Origin of the sequence: Streptomyces sp. NPDC015220 (assembly GCF_043079345.1) — a bacterium.
Lineage (GTDB): Bacteria > Actinomycetota > Actinomycetes > Streptomycetales > Streptomycetaceae > Streptomyces.
The window spans coordinates 45,127-66,636 of the sequence record NZ_JBIBUK010000008.1 but is presented as its reverse complement, the minus strand read 5'-3'; the positions used below and the strand labels follow the sequence as shown (position 1 = coordinate 66,636).

Annotated in this window: 18 protein-coding genes; 12 read left to right on the top strand and 6 right to left on the bottom strand. The window is 74.9% G+C overall.

From position 1 onward, the window contains the following. The first annotated feature begins 97 nt into the window (after positions 1-97). The 3 genes from ACF061_RS18500 to ACF061_RS18490 are packed head-to-tail and all read left to right on the top strand — an operon-like array spanning position 98 to position 2,847. Entirely contained in the window at positions 98-1,036 is a 939-nt protein-coding gene (locus tag ACF061_RS18500; protein ID WP_392268126.1) for a glycosyltransferase family 9 protein, read from the top strand. A gap of 18 nt (positions 1,037-1,054) precedes the next feature. Further along, positions 1,055-1,954 carry a glycosyltransferase family 2 protein gene (locus tag ACF061_RS18495; RefSeq protein WP_392267939.1) on the top strand — a complete coding sequence of 300 codons (900 nt, stop codon included), beginning with the start codon at positions 1,055-1,057 and terminating at the stop codon, positions 1,952-1,954. Then, complete coding sequence (locus tag ACF061_RS18490) at positions 1,951-2,847, top strand: glycosyltransferase family 2 protein (protein WP_392267938.1); 897 nt, start codon at positions 1,951-1,953, stop codon at positions 2,845-2,847. The genes ACF061_RS18495 and ACF061_RS18490 overlap by 4 nt, the downstream gene beginning before the upstream one ends. A gap of 461 nt (positions 2,848-3,308) precedes the next feature. On the opposite strand, the gene ACF061_RS18485 is transcribed toward ACF061_RS18490, so the two are convergent. From ACF061_RS18485 to ACF061_RS18475, 3 genes are all read right to left on the bottom strand, one after another. Beyond that, positions 3,309-3,623 (bottom strand): DUF3040 domain-containing protein, encoded by a 315-nt coding sequence (locus tag ACF061_RS18485; RefSeq protein ID WP_392267937.1) that lies wholly within the window; start codon positions 3,621-3,623, stop codon positions 3,309-3,311. 67 nt (positions 3,624-3,690) lie between these two features. Beyond that, positions 3,691-4,620, bottom strand: coding sequence for a polysaccharide pyruvyl transferase family protein (locus tag ACF061_RS18480; protein ID WP_392267936.1), 930 nt, complete (start codon positions 4,618-4,620; stop codon positions 3,691-3,693). Between the two features lie 182 nt (positions 4,621-4,802). Continuing rightward, positions 4,803-5,543: an MgtC/SapB family protein gene (locus ACF061_RS18475; protein WP_392267935.1), complete on the bottom strand. Its 741-nt coding sequence runs from the start codon at positions 5,541-5,543 to the stop codon at positions 4,803-4,805. 129 nt (positions 5,544-5,672) lie between these two features. Here ACF061_RS18475 and ACF061_RS18470 point away from each other — a divergent pair, with 129 nt between their 5' ends. The 6 genes from ACF061_RS18470 to dmpI all read left to right on the top strand — a co-directional run bounded on the left by ACF061_RS18470 (position 5,673) and on the right by dmpI (position 9,785). Then, complete coding sequence (locus tag ACF061_RS18470; RefSeq protein ID WP_392267934.1) at positions 5,673-6,143, top strand: TIGR03668 family PPOX class F420-dependent oxidoreductase; 471 nt, start codon at positions 5,673-5,675, stop codon at positions 6,141-6,143. A 241-nt stretch (positions 6,144-6,384) separates the two neighbouring features. Next, the gene (locus ACF061_RS18465; protein WP_392267933.1) at positions 6,385-6,810 is read left to right on the top strand and encodes a CBS domain-containing protein; all 426 of its coding nucleotides are present in this window, start codon (positions 6,385-6,387) and stop codon (positions 6,808-6,810) included. 93 nt (positions 6,811-6,903) lie between these two features. After that, a complete protein-coding gene (locus tag ACF061_RS18460; RefSeq protein ID WP_392267932.1) occupies positions 6,904-7,179 on the top strand; it encodes a DUF6343 family protein in 276 nt (91 codons plus the stop codon). A 119-nt stretch (positions 7,180-7,298) separates the two neighbouring features. Further along, the gene (locus ACF061_RS18455) at positions 7,299-8,429 is read left to right on the top strand and encodes a winged helix DNA-binding domain-containing protein (RefSeq protein WP_392267931.1); all 1,131 of its coding nucleotides are present in this window, start codon (positions 7,299-7,301) and stop codon (positions 8,427-8,429) included. Positions 8,430-8,619: 190 nt separating this feature from the next. Beyond that, positions 8,620-9,486: a LysR substrate-binding domain-containing protein gene (locus tag ACF061_RS18450; protein WP_392267930.1), complete on the top strand. Its 867-nt coding sequence runs from the start codon at positions 8,620-8,622 to the stop codon at positions 9,484-9,486. Positions 9,487-9,602: 116 nt separating this feature from the next. Then, complete coding sequence (gene dmpI, locus ACF061_RS18445) at positions 9,603-9,785, top strand: 4-oxalocrotonate tautomerase DmpI (RefSeq protein WP_392267929.1); 183 nt, start codon at positions 9,603-9,605, stop codon at positions 9,783-9,785. An 89-nt stretch (positions 9,786-9,874) separates the two neighbouring features. On the opposite strand, the gene ACF061_RS18440 is transcribed toward dmpI, so the two are convergent. The 3 genes from ACF061_RS18440 to ACF061_RS18430 all read right to left on the bottom strand — a co-directional run bounded on the left by ACF061_RS18440 (position 9,875) and on the right by ACF061_RS18430 (position 15,554). Further along, entirely contained in the window at positions 9,875-10,699 is an 825-nt protein-coding gene (locus tag ACF061_RS18440) for a S1 family peptidase (protein WP_392267928.1), read from the bottom strand. A 492-nt stretch (positions 10,700-11,191) separates the two neighbouring features. After that, a complete protein-coding gene (locus ACF061_RS18435) occupies positions 11,192-14,047 on the bottom strand; it encodes an AAA family ATPase (protein WP_392267927.1) in 2,856 nt (951 codons plus the stop codon). A gap of 667 nt (positions 14,048-14,714) precedes the next feature. Then, positions 14,715-15,554 (bottom strand): LuxR C-terminal-related transcriptional regulator, encoded by an 840-nt coding sequence (locus tag ACF061_RS18430; RefSeq protein ID WP_392267926.1) that lies wholly within the window; start codon positions 15,552-15,554, stop codon positions 14,715-14,717. Positions 15,555-15,773: 219 nt separating this feature from the next. Between ACF061_RS18430 and ACF061_RS18425 the strand changes: the two genes are divergently transcribed. From ACF061_RS18425 to gcl, 3 genes are all read left to right on the top strand, one after another. Further along, the gene (locus ACF061_RS18425; RefSeq protein WP_392267925.1) at positions 15,774-17,447 is read left to right on the top strand and encodes an AMP-binding protein; all 1,674 of its coding nucleotides are present in this window, start codon (positions 15,774-15,776) and stop codon (positions 17,445-17,447) included. Continuing rightward, positions 17,444-19,051 (top strand): AMP-binding protein, encoded by a 1,608-nt coding sequence (locus ACF061_RS18420; protein WP_392267924.1) that lies wholly within the window; start codon positions 17,444-17,446, stop codon positions 19,049-19,051. The genes ACF061_RS18425 and ACF061_RS18420 overlap by 4 nt, the downstream gene beginning before the upstream one ends. 331 nt (positions 19,052-19,382) lie before the next feature. Then, complete coding sequence (gcl, locus tag ACF061_RS18415; protein ID WP_392267923.1) at positions 19,383-21,167, top strand: glyoxylate carboligase; 1,785 nt, start codon at positions 19,383-19,385, stop codon at positions 21,165-21,167. Positions 21,168-21,510: the final 343 nt, after the last annotated feature.

Below are 21,510 nucleotides of genomic sequence, written 5' to 3'. Positions count from 1 at the left end.
GGTCGGGACGGGCGGCTTTCCGGACCCGCCCGGCCGTGCGGCGGCGTATGCGAGTGCGGACGCGGAACGGGGCGGGGCGGCGGGGGCCGTTCCCCGTCTGCTCGTCCTGCGTGCCCTCGGGCTCGGGGACCTGCTGGCCGGAGTGCCCGCGCTGCGCGCCCTGCGGCGGGGGTTCCCCGGCCACGAGGTGGTGCTCGCCGCGCCGGCCGGGCTGGCGCCGCTCGCCCGGGCGAGCGGCGCCGTCGACCGGCTGCTGCCCGCCGCCGCGCCCGGCCGCGCCGTACCGGCCGCACTCGACTGGACCGGCCCGCCCCCGGACATAGCCGTCGACCTGCACGGCAACGGGCCGCCCAGCCACCGGCTGCTCGCGGACCTCGGCCCCGGACGGCTGTTCGCCTTCGCCCACCCCGGGACACCCGGCGTCGAGGGCCCGCGCTGGTACGCCGACGAGCACGAGCGGGACCGCTGGTGCCGGCTGCTGCGCTGGTACGGCCTCGACGCCGACCCCGCCGACCTGCGGCTGCCCCGGCCCACCGCACCCTCACCGGCTCCCGGCGCGGTCGTCCTGCACCCCGGCGCCGGATCGCCCGCCCGCCGCTGGCCCGTCGACCGGTTCGCCGCCGTCGCCGCGGCCCTGCGCGCCCGGGGCGGGCGCGTGGTCGTCACCGGCGGAGCCGACGAGAGCGGCCTCGTCGCCCGCCTGGCCGAGCGGGCGGCGCTCCCCGGCACCGACGTGTTCGGCGGCGGCCTGCCTCTCGACCGGTTCTCGGCGCTGGTCGCGCACGCCCGCGCCGTCGTCAGCGGCGACACCGGCATCGCGCACCTCGCCGTCGCCCACGCCACCCCCTCGGTGACCCTCTGCGGCCCGGTCGCGCCCGGCCGCTGGGGCCCGCCCCCCGACGATCCCCGCCACCGCGCCCTGTGGCACGGCCCCGAGGGCGACCCGCACGGCCGCCGCCCCGACCCGGCACTGCTGAGGATCACCGCCGCCGAGGTCCTGGACGCCCTCGACGCGCTCCCCGAGCCGTCGAGCTGACCCGAGGGGACCAGCACCATGCAACGCTCACCCGTAGGCGTGGTCATCGCCACCCGCGACCGCTCCGCCGGCCTCGCCCTCACCCTGCGCCACCTGCTCGCCCTGCCCGAGCGGCCCGAGATCGTCGTGGCCGACAACGCCTCCACCGACGACACCCGGGCCCTGCTCGCCCGCGACTTCCCACAGGTCCGCGTGCTGGCCCTGCCGTTCAACCGGGGCGCCCTCGCCCGCACCCACGGCGTCCGCGCCCTGCGCACCCCCTACGTCGCCTTCAGCGACGACGACTCCTGGTGGGAGCCCGGCGCGCTGGCCGAGGCCGCCCGCCTCTTCGCCGTCCACCCCCGGCTCGGCCTGCTCGCCGCCCGCACCCTGGTCGGCCCCGAGAACGAACCCGACCCGCTCAACAAGGTCCTCGCCGACTCACCGCTCGGAACCGCCACCGACCTGCCCGGCACCCAGGTCCTCGGTTTCCTCGCCTGCGCCTGCGTGGTCCGCCGCACCGCCTACCTCGACGCGGGCGGCTTCCACCCCCTGCTCTTCTTCGGCGCCGAGGAGACCCTGCTCGCCTACGACCTGGCCGCCCGCGGCTGGGGCGTCACCCACTGCCCCGGCGTGGTCGCCCACCACCACCCGGCGCCGGGCCCGCGCACCGACCGCCCGGCCGTCCAGCGCCGCAACGAACTCCTCACCGCCTGGCTGCGCCGTCCCCTGCCGTACGCCATGGCCCGCACCCGCGCCGTGGCCGCCGAGGCCCGCCGCGACCCGCACGCCCGGCGCGCGCTGCGCGAGGCGGCGGCCCGGCTGCCGGGCGCCCTGCGCGCCCGCCGGGCCCTGCCCCCGTACCTGGAGCGCGCCGCCCGCCTGCTCGACACCGACACGGGCGGCACCGCGGGCACCGACCCCGGAGGCCCCGTATGACCGACCCCCGCACCACCGTCGTGGTCATCACCCACAACCGGCGCCCCGAGCTCCTGCGCACCCTGGACCGGCTCGCCGAACTCCCCGAGCGGCCCGAGGTCGTCGTCACCGACAACGGTTCCACCGACGGCACCTCCGCCGCCGTGGCCCGCCGCCACCCCCGGGTACGGCTGCTGACCCCCGGACGCAACCTCGGCGCCGTCGGCCGCAACCTCGCCGTGCGGCACGTCCACACCCCCTACGTGGCCTTCTGCGACGACGACTCCTGGTGGGCGCCGGGCGCGCTGTCCGGGGCCGCCGATCTGCTCGACCGGCACGCCGCGCTCGGCGCCGTCACCGCCCGCATCCTCGTCGAACCGGACGGCACCGAGGACCCGATCGTCGAGGAACTGCGCGACTCGCCCGTGCCCGGGCCGCGCTGGCTGCCCGGACCGGCCCTCGGCTCCTTCCTGGCCGCGGCGACCGTCCTGCGCGCCGACGCGTTCCGGCGCGCGGGCGGCTTCCACCCGCGGCTGTGGCTCGGCGGAGAGGAGGAACTGCTCGCCGCGGACCTGGCGGCGGACGGCTGGTGGCTGACCTACGCCGAGCACCTGACGATCCATCACCAACCCTCCGCCGTACGGGACGCCACGCGCCGACGACACGACGGCATCCGCAACACCCTGTGGTTCACCTGGCTGCGCCGACCGCTGCGGCCCGCCCTGCGCCGCACGCTGCACCTGGCCCGCACGGTTCCACGCGACACCACGTCCCTGCGCGCCTTCGCCGAGGCGGCCGCCGCCCTGCCGTGGGTACTGCGCGAGCGCCGGGTGCTGCCGCCCGCGGTGGAGGCACGGCTGCGGCTGCTCGAGGAAAGCCAGCGCCGGTCGAAGGCCCGCCGCTACACGGGGTGATGCCGCGATCCTCAAGGCCGCCCCACGCGGCAGCGCGTCCATCGGTGAGCCATCGCCGGCCCCGCCGTTCGTCACAACGGCGGGGCCGGCGGCGCTCGACCGCCGGGCTCGTACCGGACATCGGGCGGGTGGCCCGTCGGGCCGGCTGGGGGAGAGCGGCTCGGCGGGTCGGCTGGGAAGAGCGGCTCGGCAGGTCGGCTGCGGGGCGAGGGCGGCTGGGGTCCCCGTGGCCCCGTACGGGCCAACACGTCGCCGGTCGGCCACCGGCGGCACTCCGGCGGTGCCGGCCCTCGACGCGCGACACGGCCTGTTCGCCCGTGGTGACCGGCCTGCCCTCGACTCGCGACGGGTCGGTCCGCGACCGGCGGCATCCTGGTACGGCCGGTGATACGGCCGGTGCCCGGCCCTCGACGCGCGGCGCTGCCGGTGCGCGACCTGCGGCCGCGGGCCCGCGGGCGGGCTCAGCCGGCCCGCATCCGGCGGCACAGCAGCCGGAACGCGGCGTACAGGGTCAGCGGCCACACCGCCGCGAAGGCCCAGATCACCCCCGGCCGGGAGGTGACGGCACCGGCCGTCAGGAGGGCCGCGGCGACCGCCAGCAGCACCACCACCGTCCACGGCCGCGGCGCGTAGGCCGCCACCCGGGAGAGGTCGGGACCGCGCCGGCGGCGCCGCACCGTGCGCAGCCGGCGGACCAGCCGGCGGTCACGGCTGAGGGCGCGCTCTATCTCGTCCAGGATCCGCTGCTCGTGTTCGGGGAGTCGGTTTGTCGACACTGTTGCTCCTACGGGGGGACCGACCTGTCTGCCGCATCGTGTCCCGGGTGCCCGGACCGGCGTTGGCTCAACCGGCGCGCAGGGGGCGCAACGCGGCCGCCAGTTCCTCCGCCCCGTCCCGCCCCGTGCCCGCCGCGAACTCCTCGCGCAACTGCCGTGCGGCGACCCGCCCGGAGGCCAGGCACCACCGCCACCAGCGATCCAGTTCGGCCGTGCCCAGCCGCTCCAGCCGTTCGGCGCGCACCAGCGCGGGCCAGCCGCAGGCCCGCGCCTGCGCGGTCACCTTCGCGCCGCCCGCCACCGGGTCCACCGCCAGCGCGGGCGTGCCGGCGCGCAGCGCGAGCACCAGCCCGTGCAGCCGGTCGGTGACCACCAGGTCCAGGCGCAGCAGTACGGCTTCCAACTGCGCGGGGGTGGCGCACAGCCGCCAGTCGTGCGTGTCGAGCCGTGTCTCCAGCTCCAGGCGCGCGCAGTCCTTGCCGCGCAGCCATGCGGTCACCTCCCGGGCGACCGCGTCGTGCCGCCGGGCCCGCCCGTACTCGTGCTGCCCGTGGGTGAGGATTACCCCGACCACGGGCCGGGCGGGCAGGGCGGGGGCCCGGGCCGCCAGGTCCCGGGCCGGTTCGGCGGTCGGGGCGTCCCGGGCGAGCACCCGGTGGAAGCCGGTGACCGCGGGATCGTCCGGGTCGATCACCGAGGTGCCCACCGCGATCCGCGCGCAGTGCGAGAACCGGCGGTGCAGTTCCTCGATCTGCGGCCCGTGCAGCGGACCGCACACGAAGACCAGCCGCTCGTAACGCTCGGGCGGCACGTCGGCCAGATGCAGGGCGCCGGGCCGGAAACCGGGGCTCCAGGCGACGTCGTAGGTCAACCCCGCCCGGCGCAGCACGTCCTCCACCCGCCGCAGCGCCAGCACGTCCCCGGCGGTCGCCTCCCCGTCCGGGAAGCTGAACCAGCCCGTGAGCAGAATCCGTGACGCGTGTGGTTCCTGGTGCACAGTGCGCCCGGGTGCCCGCCCGTGCGCGGGCCATGCACCCACTCCTCCCGGCCGGGCGGCGGGCCCGCCCGGCGACCGCCGCGTCCGCGGGCCGACCGCCGCGTCCGCGGGCCGGCCGTCGGGGAATCGCCCCTTTGGTCGTCGTCCGTCCGCCCCGGCCTCTTCCGGCCATGCGTCAGGCGTCAGGCTTCCTGCTCGTCCTCCGCTCCGATACTGAACTCGACGTCGACGACCCCCTCGTCGCGGAAGAGTTCGGACGCCAGACGTCCGGCGTCGGCCGTGCCCTCCAGGCGCAGCAGCACCCGGGCGGCCGCGTCCGTGCGGCCGGGCAGCCGGTCGGCCCGCACGGCCAGGATGCGAAAACCCCGCCGGGTGCACGCCTCCATCAGGCGCGGCAGCAGGGCCCGCCCGGTCAGATAGGTCAGCCGCACCTCGATCGTGGCGGGCACAGCGCCGGGGACGAGCCGGCCGGAGAGCCGCGGATAGCCGCGTACGACGAGGAAGTGCAGCGCGGTGGTGGCCAGCGCCAGGATCGGCAGACCGCCCCCGCAGGCCATGCCCACGGCGCAGGTCAGCCAGATCGTGGCGGCCGTGGTCAGACCGCGCACCGCGTCCCGCCGTACGAAGATCAGACCACCGCCGATGAAACCGATGCCGGAGACGATCTGGGCCGCAACCCGGGACGGGTCGAAGGACACGTTCGTCAGGCCCAGCACATTGGTGAACCCGTGCTGGGACACCTCCATCATCAGCGCGCTGGCGACCCCGACCAGGGTGTGGGTGCGCAGTCCGGCGCTCTTCTGGTGGGCCTCCCGCTCCCAGCCGATCAGGCTCGACAGCAGCAGCGCGAGCCCCAGCTCGGCCAGCTGGCGCAGACCCTGCCCATTGGCCACGTCCCACAGCGGAACAGCGAGCAACGGCATGCGTCTCCCTTCGTCGGCGGCACCTCGCCCCGTCGCCCATTGTGTGGCCGACCGGGTCCCGGCGGGGTACCCGGCGCGGGACACGGACACGCAGCGGAGCAGGAGACACAGGAGACAGGAGTCACGCCCGTGCCCCGGATGGAGCCCGACCAGGCGCGGCGCCGGTTCACGGCCGCCCGGGTGGCCCGGCTGGCCACCGTGGACGAGGCGGGACGTCCCCACCTGGTGCCGGTGGTGTTCGCCGCGGCGGGCGAGGACGCCCTCGTGACGGCGGTCGACCGCAAGCCCAAGCGCACGACCGATCTGAAACGGCTGCGCCACATCGCGGCCGCCCCGTCCGTGTGCCTGCTGGTGGACGCCTACGACGAGGACTGGGAGCGTCTGTGGTGGGTCCGGGCCGACGCCACGGCCGCGATCGTCCGGCCGGACGCGCCGGACGCCGCCGTACGCGAACGGTACGCGGCGGCCGTCGCCCGGCTGTGCCGCAAGTACCCGCAGTACCGCGCCGACCCGCCGGACGGCCCGGTGGTGGCGATGGACGTCCACCGGTGGAGCGGCTGGCAGGCGGCCCCGCCGCCGGACGCCCGCCCGGCCGGGTGAGGCGTGACGGCGGGTCGGGTGGGGCGTGGCGGCGGGCCGGGTGAGGCGTGGCGGAGGGTCGGGTGGGGCGTGGCGGAGGGTCGGGTGGGGCGTGGCGGCGGGTCGGGTGGGGCGTGGCGGCCCGGTCGGGTGCGGTGCGGGGACCGGTCGGTCAGGCGTGGCGGCCGGCCGGGTTGTTTGGGGCGGCCGGATACGGTTACGCGGCGCGCGACCGGTCGTCCACGGATCCGGGAGGTGCCCCATGACCCGGCGAGTACGCGACGTGATGTCCCCCGGCGCGGTGGCCGTCGAGCCGATGACCACGCTGGAGAGCGCGGCCCGCGTGATGCGCGAGCAGAACGTCGGTGACGTCCTGGTGGCCTACGACTGCGACCTGTTCGGCGTCCTCACCGACCGCGACATCGTCGTCCGGGCCGTAGCCGACGGCGACGACCCGCACACCACCACCGCCGGCTCGGTCTGCACCAGGCCCCCGGTGGTCACCCTGACCCCCGAGGACACCACCGACCACGCGGCCGAGCTGATGAGCCAGTACGCCGTACGCCGCCTGCCGGTCGTAGAGCACGGCGGCTGCCCGGTCGGCATGGTGAGCCTCGGCGACCTCGCCACCACGGAGGACGTGCACTTGGCGCTCACGGACATCAGCAAGGCCGACCCCAACCGCTGAGGACGTCCCGGCTGAGGGCAGGGGATCGGCCGGCCGCCGCCCGGATCCGTGGAAGGCGCCGGCAGCGCGGGGGCACGACGGAGGGAGACGACCGTGTACAACGACGCGCCACGCAGCGGCACCGAGCCGCGTACCGCGCGCAGCCCGCTGCGCCTGCGGCGGTTGCTGGCGGGCGTCTTCCTGCCCGTCTTCGCCGTCGCCGCCGCCCTCCTGGCCTACTGGGCCACCCGTTCCGGCCCTGGTGACAGCCCGGGAAGCACCGTTCTGTCCGTGCTGGCCGGCGTCTGCGCGGCCCTCGCCCTGGTCACCGCCGTGGACCTGGCGGTCGTCGCCCGCCGCCTGGGTACCCGGCGGGCCGGATCCGTCTGACCGGGCGACCGGATCCGCGCGAGCGGACGGCCGGATCCGTGCGAGCCCGACCGGCTCCGTACGATCAGGGGCCCGCATCGCGGACAGAAGCTGTCCGCGAGCGGCGTTAGCGTGCGGGCATGAGGAAGACGACGACCACGACGGTCCCCGTACTGGGCGTGCGCGCGCTGAACCGGGCCACCCTTGGCAGGCAGCTCCTGCTGCGCCGCTCGGCACTGGAGCCCAAGGCCGCCGTCGAGCACCTGCTCGGTCTCCAGGCGCAGAACGTCCAGCCGCCGTACTACTCCCTCGCCGCCCGCCTCGACGGTGGTGCGCCCGAGCGGCTGTCCCGGCTGATGGCCGACCGTGAGGTGGTCCGCATGGTCACCCTGCGCTCGACCATCCACACCCACACCGCCGCCGACTGCCGCGTCGCGCGCCCGCTCGGCCGGGCCGCCCGCGAACGCGAACTCGGCCAGTTCCGCCGGGGCCTGGCGGGTGTCGACCTCGGCCGGCTGGCCGAACTCGCCCGCGACCTCGTCGAGGCCGAGCCGCGCACCATGCGGCAACTGCGCGAGGCGCTCTCCGCGAGGTGGCCGGAGGCCGACCCGCGCGCCCTGGCCCTCGCGGCCCGCTGCCGCCTCCCGCTCGTCCAGGTCACCCCGCGCGGACTGTGGGGAAGCGGCGGCCAGGTCGCCCTCACCACCGTCGAACACTGGCTCGGCCGCCCCGCCGAGCCGGAGCCCGCTCCGGAGGCCGCCGCCGACGCGGCCGTCCTGCGTTACCTCGCCGCCTTCGGGCCCGCCTCCGTCAGGGACATGCAGACCTGGGCCGGTCTGACCCGGCTGCGCCCCGCCTTCGAACGTCTGCGCCCACGCCTCATCACCTTCCAGGACCCCAACGGCGTCGAACTGTTCGACCTCCCGGACGCTCCCCGCCCCCATCCGGACACCCCGGCCCCGCCCCGCTTCCTGCCCGAGTACGACAACCTGCTCCTCTCCCACGCCGACCGCGCCCGCGTGGTGCCGCCGCGGTACCGGGGCCGCAACCGGCAGGGCAACCAGGCCCACCGCACCCTCCTCGTCGACGGCTTCCTGGCCGGCGTGTGGCGGCTGGAGAGCGACGCACTCCTCATCGAGACGTTCGGCGAGCCGACCCGGGCCCAGCGGGCGGAGGTGACCGCCGAGGGCGAGCGGATGCTGACCGTCATGCACCCCGGGACGTCGTACGACATCCGGTTCGGGACCGTCACGGACGTCACGGGGCCGTGACGCCGCTCGGCGCATCGCATCCGCATCCGCATCCGCCTCCGCACCCGGGGCCCTCCGTCCGGACCAGGATGTACCGGTCCGGATCAGGCTGCGCCGGCCTGGACCGTGATGCCCCGGGCCGCACCACGCCGGACCGGGCCCGCGCACCCGGCGGGACAGGACTCGAACGCGTGACCCTAGAGTCGGGGCCATGGAACTGCGGCAGCTCGCCTACTTCGTCACCGTCGCCGAGGAGTTGCACTTCGGACGGGCGGCCGGGCGGCTGCACATCGTGCAGTCGGCGGTAAGTCAGCAGATCCAGCGGCTCGAACGGGAGCTGGGCGCCGAACTGTTCGACCGCTCGCCGCGCCGGGTGCGGCTGACGGCGGCGGGGGAGAGGCTGCTGCCCGAGGCGCGGGCGGTGCTCGCGGCGGCCGACCGGGCACGCGCGGCCGTCGCGCCGCCGGCGGGGCTGCGGATCGGGACCAGCACGGGGCTCGGGGCGCACCTGGACCGGGTGCTGACGGCGTTCGCCGAGCACGCGTCCGACGTGCCGGTGGAACTGGTCTCGCTGCCGGCCGCCGAACGCCTCGCCCGGGTCGCCGCCGGGGAGCTGGACGCGGCGTTCGTCCGGGCCGCCGAACCCGTCTCCGGAGTGCGGGTGCTGCCCCTGTGGCCGGACCCCCTGGTGGCCGCGCTCCCCGCGAGTCACCCGCTGGCCGCACGGGACGCGGTCGGCCTGTCCGAACTGGCCGGGCTGCCGCTCGCGCTGACCCCGCGCCGCACCAATCCCGCCCTGGTCGACCTGGTCGTCGGCGCCTGCCACGCGGCCGGGTTCGAACCGCCGCCCGGACCGGTGAGCGGCTCCCTCCAGGACACGCTCGCCACCATCGGCACCCGCCCGCTGTGGACGGTGGTGTACGCCTCGCACGCACGCGTGCTGCACACCCCCCGGGTGGCCTTCGTGCCGTTCCGCGCGCCGGGTCTGGCGCTGCCCACCGGACTCGCCGTGCGCGCCACCGACCCCACCCCGCACCTCGACATGCTCCTGCTGGCCTGCGGCGATCACCGGAACTGATCGCTGCGGTCGCGGTCTGCCTCTTGGTCGGCGACCGCGCGGGCGGTGAACTGGACCCATCGCGGCCGAGAGGCGGCAACCGCCGCCGAAGGCACCGCGGACAAGGGAGTTCAGCCATGCCGATCGTCACCGTCCAGCAGGGACCGCGCGACACCGAGCTCAAGCGTGACCTGGTCAAACGCGTCACCGACGCCTTCGTCGACGCCTACCACATCCCGGCCGATACCGTGCAGGTGTGGATCCACGAGGTCCCGGCGGACAGCTGGGGAGCGGCCGGGAAGCTCACCGCCGACAAGTAGCGGACCCATGTGGAAAGGGGGCGTTGCGGGCCGCTCGTGGTGGCTCGCAACGCCCCCTGGCGATCACCCGGGGGATCCCCCGGGAACCCTCAGGAGCCGACCTGTGCCGTGACCAGGTCCGAGAAGGTGGTCAGCCGGGTGTACACACCCGGATACCCCGCCTCGGCACAGCCGTTGCCCCAGGAAGTGATCCCTGCCAGGACGCCCCCGACTAGCAGGGGACCGCCGCTGTCGCCCTGGCAGGTGTCTACGCCGCCGGAGGAGTATCCGGCGCAAACCATGTCGCTCGCGACGAAGTCGGAGCCGTAGGCGCTCGCGCAGCCGGCGTCGGACACGACCGGAACGGTCGCGGTCCGCAGCTGGTCGGCGGAGTCGCCGCTCTCGGAAGTGGTGCCCCAGCCCAGGACGCGGGCGGTGGTGCCGGCCGCGTACACGGCCGTGTCACGGGCGGAGACGTACTTCGCCGCGGTGTACGGCATGGCGGTCGCCAGGGTCAGCACCGCCACGTCGTCGCCGCTCGCGGAGTCCGTGTAGTCCGGCTCGACCCAGATCCCGGCGACCGCGCTCACCGTGCCGTCGGTGCCGTCCAGATAGGTGCGGCCGCCGACCACCCGCACACCGTCGGGGTTGTCCCCGGCCACGCAGTGCGCCGCGGTGACCACCTTCCGGGCCGCCACCAGGGTGCCGCCGCAGAACTGGTTGCCGGACGCGTCCGTGATCTGCATGACGAACGGGTACTCGGCCGTCGTGGTCGCCGTGCCGCCGACTACGGGCTGGGGAGCGGCGGCGGGCCGCGCGGCGGCGGTGGCGGTCGGGGCGGTCAGCAGGGCGGTCGCGGTGGTGGCGGCGCCGGCCGCGACCGCGGCGGCGGTCCGTCCGCCGCGCGTCCGTCTGGCGCGGGTGAGGCCGAACATGCGTCTCCTCGTGGGGCCGATGGGGGGTCGCACGGGTGGGTGGAGCACGGAGGTCCAGGGATCCGGTGCGCGGACTCCGGTGTGCCCGGGCGATCGGCACGCCCCTTACGCTAGGACCGGGCCCACTCCCCTCCAATGAGGGAAGCCCCTAGGGGCGCCGGGGAGGGAAAACCCTCGGTCGTCCCCGACAGGTCCGCTGCGTCGTCGGTCCGGCCCGGCCGGTCGCGGCCGTCCCCGCTCCTCCCGGGCGGCTCCCGGCCGTCCCCACTCCCTCCGGGCGCTCCGGTCGTCCCTGTTCCCTCCGGCCGCTTCCGGCCGCTTCCGGCCGCCTGCGACCCGTCCCGGCCGCCTGCGACCCGTCCCGGCCGCTCCCGGCCGTTCTCGTCGGCGCCCGGCGGTCTCCGCCGGCCCCCGGCCGGTCACGGTCGTCCCGCGGCGCGCCGCGGTGGTGCTCCTCGCTGGAATCACCCGGTCAGTCAACCCGGACCGCGCTCACCTCGCGCGCCGGCCCGCCGCCAATCGGACGATGTCCACCCGCGAACGGATCCCCAGCTTGCGGTAGACCCGGGTCAGGGTGGCCTCGACCGTCTTGACGCTGACGAACAGCCGGGCGGCGATCTCCCGGTTGGTCGCCCCCTCCATGACCAGGGAGGCCACCTGACGTTCCATCGCGGCCAGCCCGTCCAGTGCCGCCGGGGCGGTCTCCGGTCCCGCTCCCGGCCCCGATCCCGGCCGTGCCGGACGGGCGCGGGCGGCGGCGTCCACCAGGCGCAGCCACGGCAGCGCCCGGCAGCGCCGGAACAGCCTCGCCGCCTCGTCGTAGGAGGTCGGGCCCGGCACGGGGGATCCCCCCGCCCGAGCGGAGCCGGGAGCCGGGGGGAGGGTGCGCAGCCGGGCCAGCGCGAAGGCGGCCCGGGCCTCCTCCAGGGCGTTGCCCAGCTTCGCCAGCCGGTCCTGGGCGGACGTCAGCTGGGCGACGGCGGCCTCCGTCTCGCCGCGGGCCGCCCGCACCAGTGCCTCGGCCCGGTCCAGGACCGCGAGCACGCCCTCGCGGCCGAGCCGCAGCGCGTGCTCGCGGGCCACGTCGACCACCTGCTGCGCCTCGTCCGGCTCGCCCACCAGGACCAGGGCCTCGGCCAGATCGCCGTGCCAGCGGCCGCGCGCCGGGTCGGTGATGCCGAGCCCGAGCTCCAGCTCCCGCACGCGGCGCAGTGCGTCCACCGCCGCCTGCGCGTCCCCGGCCACGAACTGGGCGTAGCCCAGGGCGGCCAGGGCGCGTGAGAGGTACATCTGGTCGCCGTCCTCCTCGGCGTGGTCCACCGCCTCCCGGGCCAGCGCCAGCGCCCGTCCGGTGTCGCCGCCGGAGGCCTCGGCGAGGGAGGCCAGCATGGCGGAGGCGCCCTCGCCGATGCCGGTGTCCCGCGCGAGCCGCAGGCTCTGCCGGGCCAGGTCCAGGGCCCGCCCGCAGTGTCCGGAGAGCAACTCGGTCTCGGCGTGGGAGCGCAGGAAGTGAACCTCGCTCTCGACCATCCCGCGCCGCCGCACCTCGCGCAGCAGCGCGGTGATGGTGGCCCGGGCCTCGGCCAGCCGGCCGCTCATCAGCAGCCAGCGGAACCGGGCCGAGCCGACGCCGTTGTGGTGGCAGGCGACGTAGTCGTCCTGGGGCTCCTCCAGCGCCCGCCGGGTCGTCGCCGCGGCGTCGGGATGGCCCATCAGGGTCTCGGTCGAGGCCTGGTGGGCGAGCGACATCAGTTCGGTGCGCCGGTCGCCGGCCCGGGCGGCCAGCTCGGCCGCGTGCGCCGCCTCCTGACGGGCCTCGGGGAAGTCGCCCTCCACGATGAGCGCCCGCCAAGCCAGCATGTAGTGCACCAGGGCGAGCAGCCGGGGGTCGTCACCGGCGTCGGCCAGCGCCTGCGGGAAGACGGCGTCCACGTCCCCGAGGGCCTGCCCGGCCGCCTCGATCACCACCATCCACGCCCGCACCCGTTCCGCGGGCACGGCGGCCCGGGTCAGCACCTCATGGGCTATGTCCCGGGCGAGGTCCGCCTCGCCGGCCGTGATGGCGTCCTCGGCGGCCTGCAACCGCCGCTCGTCGGGTCCCGGTTCGCCGTCGGCCGGGGTGTGCCGGGCGGCGAGCAGCCCGAGCGAGGCGGCCACCGAGGGCGCCCCTCGGTCCCGGGCCAGCGCGGCCGCCTCGGCGAGCCGGGCGGCCACCTCCGGATCGGTGCCGGTGCTGGCCAGGGCCAGATGGCGGGCCCGCTCGATCGGGTCGGAGGCCGCGGTGGACAGCGCGGCGTGCGCGGCCCGTCGTTCCTGGGCGGGCGCCTCCGCGTACAGCGCGGCCGAGATCAGCGGGTGCGCGAACCGTACGGCAGGGCCCTCCGGCTCGGTGGCCAGCAGCCCGAGTTCGGCGGCCTGGGCGCACTCGGCCTCGGCGTTCTCCCGGCCGGCCGCGTGCAGCAGGGCCGGGGTGGGGCGGGCCCCGGCGCTGGCCACGAGCAGGGTGCGGCGGGCCTCGTCGGACAGCATCTCCAGCCGGCTGAGCACCAGGGCGCGCAGCGAGGTCGGCACCGGCAGCGGCTCGCCCGGCCGCGGCGAGGCGGGGGTCTCGGCCAGCGCCCGGCCCAGCTCCAGCGCGAACAGCGGGTTGCCGCCGCTGGTCCGGTGGATCTCCCGGACCGTGGAGCGGGGCAGTCCGGTGTAGCCGCGGTGGTCGAGCAGCGTGGAGACCTGATCGCGCGAGAGCGGGCCCAGCCGGACGGAGAGGGTGTCGGGCGGGCAGGCGCGCAGGTGGCGGTCGTACTCCTCGTCCTCGGTGCGCACCGCGCACAGCATCTGCACCGGGGTGCCGCCCAGCCGGCGGGCGGCGAAGCCGAGCAGCTCCGCACTGGCCGAATCCAGCCATTGGAGGTCGTCGGCGACGAGCAGGACCGGGCCCTTCGCCGCGAGCGCGCGCAGTGCGGAGAGCACGGCCAGGCGCAGGGCGAGCCCGTCGCGCTGGAGGGTGGACTCGCCGCGGCCGGTGAGCGCCGACTCCAGCGCGGTGCGCTGGGCGGCCGGCAGCCCCCCGGACACCTCGTCCAGCTCCAGACCGAAGAGGTCGGCCAGGGCCAGGAAGGGCAGGTGGGATTCGGACTCGGTCGCCGAGCAGCGCAACACGGTGCGGGCGGTCGGCGCGTATTCCGCCGTCAATGCCCGCAGCAGGGTGGACTTTCCTATTCCGGCCGGACCGTGCAGCAGCACACTGCCGCCGCGGGCCAACTGCTCGCGCGTCGCCGCGGACGGCTCCTCCTGGCCGATGACAAGCTCGGAACGGCAGCTCGCAGGGCCCTTGAAGTCCCGTCGCACGGTTACCGCTCCCCTCGAGTGTCGTGTTCTGGCCAAATACTAGGCAACCAGTCCTTGAATTCCGGACCGGTGGGGTGGTGAGGGAAACAACAGTGGGCGGGGCTTGTCCTATTCAAAGCGCCACCAAATGAATACGAACCCCACGCGAACAGCCCTTCGAAGGTACCCCCCGCACCGCGCCCACCGGTACCGCGCCCGCCCGGCACCCGCCCCCACCACGCCCGCATCCGGCCACCGGCGTCACGCCCGCGTCCGGGCACCGGCACCGGGCTCGCATCCAGCCACGGCCACCGCCCCCGACCCGAGCCGCCGCTCGTCAACCTCACCTTGTGGTCCTGCGGTCCTGCGGTCCTGCGGTCCTGCGGGGATCGTGGATCGACGGTCAGGCGCCGTCGGTGGGGTGGGTGCCAAGGCCGTCTCGTCCCGGCCGCCGTGACAGCGCTCCCGCCCGGCCGCCCGCGCCCCTCGGCCGCAACCGACTCCACCGGTCCCGCGCCCCCGCCGGCCGGCCGCGGCCACACTCACCGGGTCCCCGGGCCGGGACCCGGTCCCCGGGCCGGGCCCCGGTCCCCGGACCCGGCCCCGGTCCCCGGACCCGGCCCCGGTCCCCGGACCCGGCCCCGGTCCCCGGCACTTCGGCTGCCCGGTGGCGCCTCGTCCGCTCCGGCTACGGCAGCACGCCCGCCCGGCGTGCCGCCGCGACCGCCTCACCGCGGGTGTGGGCGCCGAGCTTGCGCATGGCCGAGCGGAGGTAGCCCTTCACCGTCTCCGGTCGGATGCCCAGCCGGGCGGCGGCGGTCGCGTTGGTCGCGCCCGCGGCCACGCAGGTCAGGACGTCCACCTCCCGGGGGGTCAGGACCACGCCCGCGGCCGGGGCGGCGGCCGCGGTCAGCAGGCCGCAGGCGGTCAGGAGCTCCGCGCGCAGGGCCGGGTCCGTGATCCGCGGGGCCAGGGCGCGCAGCGCCGCGTGGGCCTCGCGGACCTGCTCCCAGGCCGTGCCGCCCCACGGATCACCGGTCACGGGTTCCGGACGGGACGCCGCCAGCAGGGCCCGCGCCTCCTCCCGTGCCACCAGCGCCTGCTCCACGTCCCGGGCCGCCGCCACCGCCGCGCTCAGCGCCCGGTCGCCCAGCGGCTGGGCCGAGCGCAGAGCGCCGTACAGCACGCCGCGCACCCGGCGCCGTACGACGACCGGGACCGCGAGCACCGAGCGCAGCCCCTCCGCGGCCACCGCGGCGTCGTACTCGTGGCTGATCTGCCGGGACAGCGAGTAGTCCGTCACCGCGCACGGGCGGGCCAGTGCCACCGCCTTGCCGCCCAGCCCGTTGCCGGAGGTCACCGCCAGCGCGCTGAGCGCGAGCGTCGCCGTACCGGTCAGTTCGCTGATCCGCACCCGCGGCCGGCCCGGCTCGACCAGGCCGCCGAAGGCGACCGGCAGGCCCGTCGCCCGCCGCAGCCGTACCAGCGCACCCCGGATCTCCGCCGCCCCGGACGCCTCCGTCGTCACCTGCTCGCTCCTTCGCCCCGGCCGTCTCGGCCGGCCACTGTGCCAGGCCCTGTCCGACAATCCCCGCCGGGCCCGCGACGCCTTCCGTCGGCCGGGACCCGGCGCAACCCCGCACCACACCCCCGTTCGGGGGTAGTGAGACGTGCATCACGGATTACACGATGTGACAGAGCCGCCCGGCAATGGTCCGGAACATTCGGGACCGCACATGGAGGACAGATGACGACGGCGACGGAGACCTTCCGCAGGGCCCGGGACTTCCTGCTGACCCACCGCGAGGACTACGCGACGGCCTGCGCCGGTTTCGAGTGGCCCCGCCCCGACCGCTTCAACTGGGCGCTGGACTGGTTCGACGTCGTCGCCGAGGGCAACGACCGCACGGCCCTGCACATCGTCGAGGAGGACGGCACCGAGACCCGGCTCTCCTTCGCCGAGATGTCCGAGCGCTCCAGCCGCGCCGCGAACTGGCTGCACGACCGCGGAGTGGCCGCCGAGGACCGCATCCTCGTCATGCTCGGCAACCAGGCCGAGCTGTGGGAGACCGCGCTGGCCGCGATGAAGCTGCGCGCGGTCGTCGTCCCCGCCACCCCGCTGCTCGGCCCCGCCGACCTGCGCGACCGCGTCGAGCGCGGCCGGGTCAAGCACGTGATCGCGCGGGCCGAGGACACCGCGAAGTTCGCCGACGTGCCCGGCACTTACACCCGCATCTCGGTCGGCGGCCTGCCCGAGGAGGGCTGGGAGCCGTACGAGGACGTCTACGCCGCCCCCGCCGACTTCCTCCCCGACGGGCCCACCCTGGCCGACGACCCGCTGATGCTCTACTTCACCTCGGGCACCACCGCCCGCCCCAAGCTGGTCGAGCACACCCACACCTCGTACCCGATCGGGCACCTGGCCACCATGTACTGGGTCGGCCTCAAGCCCGGTGACGTGCACCTGAACATCTCCTCGCCCGGCTGGGCCAAGCACGCCTGGTCGAACCTCTTCGCCCCGTGGAACGCCGAGGCGACCGTCTTCATCCACAACTACACCCGGTTCGACGCGGCCCGGCTGATGGCCGAGATGGACCGGGCCGGCGTCACCACCTTCTGCGCACCGCCGACCGTGTGGCGCATGCTCATCCAGGCCGACCTGAGCCGACTGCGCACCCCGCCGCGCGAGGTCGTCGCCGCGGGCGAGCCGCTGAACCCGGAGGTCATCGAACAGGTCCGGCGGGTCTGGGGGGTGACCGTCCGGGACGGCTTCGGGCAGACCGAGACGGCCGTGCAGGTCTCCAACAGCCCCGGTCAGCCGCTGAAGACCGGCTCCATGGGCCGGCCCAGCCCCGGTTTCCGCGTCGAACTGCTCGACCCGGTCTCCGGCGCGCCCGGCGTCGACGAGGGCGAGATCGCGCTCGACCTGTCCGCCCGCCCGGTCGGCCTGATGGCCGGTTACCACGGCGACGCCGACCGCACGGCGGAGGCGATGGCGGGCGGGTACTACCGGACCGGGGACGTCGCCTCCCGGGACGAGGAGGGGTACCTGACCTACATCGGGCGGTCCGACGACGTCTTCAAGGCGTCCGACTACAAGATCAGCCCGTTCGAGCTGGAGAGCGCCCTGCTGGAGCACGAGGCGGTGGCCGAGGCGGCCGTCGTGCCCGCACCGGACGAGCTGCGCCTGGCCGTGCCGAAGGCGTACGTGGTGCTGGCGGGGGGCTGGGAGCCGGGGCGCGACACGGCGAAGGCGCTCTTCGAGCACTCCCGCCGGGTCCTCGCCCCCTACAAGCGGATCCGCCGCCTGGAGTTCGGGGACCTGCCCAAGACCGTCTCCGGCAAGATCCGCCGGATCGAGCTGCGCGAGGCCACGGCCAAGGGCTCCGCGGATGAGTACCGCGAGGAGGACTTCCGGTGACCGCGGAACCGTCGTACGCCCACGGAACGAGCGACACCCGCCTGCTGGGTGACACCATCGGCGCCAGCCTGGACCGGGCCGTCGCCGCCTGGCCCGACCGCGAGGCCCTCGTCGACGTCTTCGCCGGCCGGCGCTGGACGTACGCCGAGTTCGCCGCCGACGTCGACCGGCTGGCGTACGCGCTGCTGGCGAGCGGGGTCGCCAAGGGCGACCGGGTGGGCATCTGGGCCGTGAACTGCGCCGAGTGGGTGCTGGTCCAGTACGCCACCGCCCGCGTCGGCGCGATCATGGTGAACATCAACCCGGCCTACCGCACGCACGAGGTCGAATACGTCCTGAAGCAGGCGGGCATCCGTCTGCTCTTCGCCTCCGTACGGCACAGGACCAGCGACTACCGGGCGATGGTGGAGGAAGTGCGCGGCGCGTGCCCCGAGCTGCGGGAGGCCGTCTACATCGGCGACCCGAGCTGGGCGGCGCTGATCGACCGGGGCACCCCCGACCGGGCCGGGGAACTGCGGGCGCGCGCGGCCGAGCTGTCCTGCGACGACCCCATCAACATCCAGTACACCTCGGGCACCACGGGCTTCCCGAAGGGAGCCACCCTCTCCCATCACAACATCCTCAACAACGGCTATTTCGTCGGGGAGTCGATCGCCTACACCGAGCAGGACCGGGTCTGCATCCCGGTGCCCTTCTACCACTGCTTCGGCATGGTGATGGGCAACCTCGCGGCGACCTCCCACGGTGCCTGCATGGTCATCCCGGCGCCGTCCTTCGATCCCCGGGCCACCCTGGAGGCCGTCCAGCGGGAGCGCTGCACCTCGCTCTACGGCGTCCCGACCATGTTCATCGCCGAACTGAACCTCCCCGACTTCGCGGACCACGACCTGTCCACCCTGCGCACCGGCATCATGGCGGGCTCACCCTGCCCGGTGGAGGTGATGAAGCGGGTGGTCGCCGAGATGCACATGGAGCAGGTCTCCATCTGCTACGGCATGACCGAGACCTCCCCGGTGTCGTTGCAGACCCGGACGGACGACGACCTCGAACACCGCACCGGCACGGTCGGCCGGGTGCTGCCGCACCTGGAGGTGAAGGTGGTCGACCCCGCCGGGGTGACCGTGCCCCGCGGCACGGCGGGCGAGCTGTGCACCCGCGGCTACAGCGTGATGCTCGGCTACTGGGAGGAGCCCGAGCGGACCGCCGAGGCCGTCGACGCGGGCCGCTGGATGCACACGGGGGACCTCGCGGTGATGCGCGAGGACGGTTACGTCGAGATCGTCGGCCGCATCAAGGACATGATCATCCGGGGCGGCGAGAACGTCTATCCGCGGGAGATCGAGGAGTTCCTCCACGGCCACCCGAAGGTCCGCGACGTGCAGGTCGTCGGCGTGCCGCACGAGAGGTACGGCGAGGAGGTGCTCGCCTGCGTCATCCCGCTCGACGCGGCCGACCCGCTCACCCTCGCCGAACTGCGGGCCTACTGCGAGGGCCGGCTGGCGCACTACAAGATCCCCAGCCGCCTGGCCGTCCTCGACGCCTTCCCGATGACGGTGTCCGGAAAGGTGCGCAAGGTCGAACTGCGTGAGCGCTACGGCGTCTGAGGAGGTGTGAACGACCGGACACCGAGTGTCCGGTGAGAACTCGACGGGGGACCCCGGCCAGAGGATCCGAGTGCGCAGTCGGCGGCGCACACGGCGGGCCGGGGTCCTTCTTCGTTTCCGGGGGTCTTCGGCGGGCCCGCGGCCCGCCCTGTCCCGGCCCTTCCGCTCGCCCTCTCTTGACGACCTCCGCACGCCCACTTACATTGCTTCCAGATCGTAGAAAATACTTTCCGCTATACGGAAGTACGGAAGAGAGCTCACCGCGGGGCGCGACGGGAGTGCGAATCCGGCAGCCGAAGACAGCAGAAGACAGCCGAAGCAGGAGTACTCGATGGCTCGTATGACCGCTGCCCGCGCGGCAGTTGAGATCCTCAAGCGCGAGGGCGTCACCGACGCGTTCGGTGTGCCGGGCGCGGCGATCAACCCCTTCTACGCGGCGCTCAAGGCCTCCGGTGGCATCACCCACACCCTCGCCCGTCACGTCGAGGGCGCCTCGCACATGGCCGAGGGCTACACGCGTACGCACGCCGGCAACATCGGCCTCTGCATCGGCACCTCCGGACCCGCCGGAACCGACATGATCACCGGCCTCTACTCGGCCATCGGCGACTCCATCCCGATCCTGTGCATCACGGGCCAGGCCCCGACCGCCGTGATCCACAAGGAGGACTTCCAGGCCGTCGACATCGCCTCCATCGCCAAGCCGGTGACCAAGATGGCGGTCACCGTCCTGGAGGCCGCGCAGGTCCCCGGCGTCTTCCAGCAGGCCTTCCACCTGATGCGCTCCGGCCGCCCCGGCCCGGTCCTGATCGACCTGCCGATCGACGTCCAGCTGACGGAGATCGAGTTCGACCCGGAGACCTACGAGCCGCTGGCCGTCTACAAGCCGGCCGCGACCCGGGCGCAGATCGAGAAGGCGGTCGGGATGCTGACCGCCGCCGAGCGGCCGCTGATCGTCGCGGGCGGCGGTGTCATCAACGCCGACGCCGCCGACCTGCTCGTCGAGTTCGCCGAGCTGACCGGCACCCCCGTCGTGCCGACCCTGATGGGCTGGGGCATCCTGCCCGACGACCACGAGTTGAACGCCGGCATGGTCGGCCTGCAGACTTCGCACCGCTACGGCAACGCGACCTTCCTGGAGTCCGACTTCGTCCTCGGCATCGGCAACCGCTGGGCCAACCGCCACACCGGCAAGCTGGACGTCTACACCCAGGGCCGCACCTTCGTGCACGTCGACATCGAGCCCACCCAGATCGGCAAGATCTTCGCCCCCGACTACGGCATCACCTCGGACGCCAAGGCCGCGCTGGAGCTGTTCGTCGAGGTCGCGCGCGAGCTGAAGGCGGCCGGCCGGCTGCCCGACCGCTCGGCGTGGGCGGCCGCCGCGCAGGAGCGCAGGGCGACCCTCCAGCGCCGTACGCACTTCGACAACGTCCCGATCAAGCCGCAGCGCGTCTACGAGGAGATGAACAAGGCCTTCGGCCCGGAGACCCGGTACGTCTCCACCATCGGCCTCTCCCAGATCGCCGGCGCCCAGATGCTGCACGTCTTCAAGCCGCGGCACTGGATCAACTGCGGCCAGGCCGGCCCGCTCGGCTGGACCATCCCGGCCGCGCTGGGCGTCGCCAAGGCGGACCCGGACTCCCCGGTCGTGGCCCTCTCCGGCGACTACGACTTCCAGTTCATGCTGGAGGAACTGGCGGTCGGCGCGCAGCACAAGATCCCCTACGTGCACGTCCTCGTCAACAACTCCTACCTGGGCCTGATCCGTCAGGCGCAGCGGGCGTTCGACATCGACTTCCAGGTCAAGCTGGAGTTCGAGAACATCAACTCGCCCGAGCTGGGCGTGTACGGCGTCGACCACGTCAAGGTCGCCGAGGGCCTCGGCTGCAAGGCGATCCGGGTGACCGACCCGAACGAGCTGGGCGCCGCCTTCGAGCAGGCCAAGAAGCTCGCCGCCGAGTTCCAGGTGCCGGTCGTCGTCGAGGCGATCCTGGAGCGCGTCACCAACATCTCGATGTCCGGCACCAACGACATCAGCAACGTCGTCGAGTTCGAGGACCTCGCCACCGAGCCCGGCCACGCGCCGACCTCGATCAGGACGCTGAAGGTCTGACACGCACGCACACCACGACGAAGGGGTGGCCCGTCCCGAGGACGGGCCACCCCTTCGTCGTGCCCGCGCCGGACCGCGTACCCGGCAGGTGGCCGGCGGAGTCCGCCGCCCCGGGCGGTCGGAGCGCGCCATGAGCCGCCCCGCGCGGTCCGGCCCCGCACCCGGGGTCCGTCACCGCCGCGCAGGACCCCGGCGCCCGGCCCCGTCGGCCCCCCGTGCCGACCGGCGCCCACGCCGAGGTCCTTCCGCCCCGTGCCGACGGAGCTCGCCCGGGATTCCTCGGCCCTCTTTCGGACAGGTCCCGTGCCGGCCGGGTCCTGTGACAGGTCCGTCGCCCCCGTGC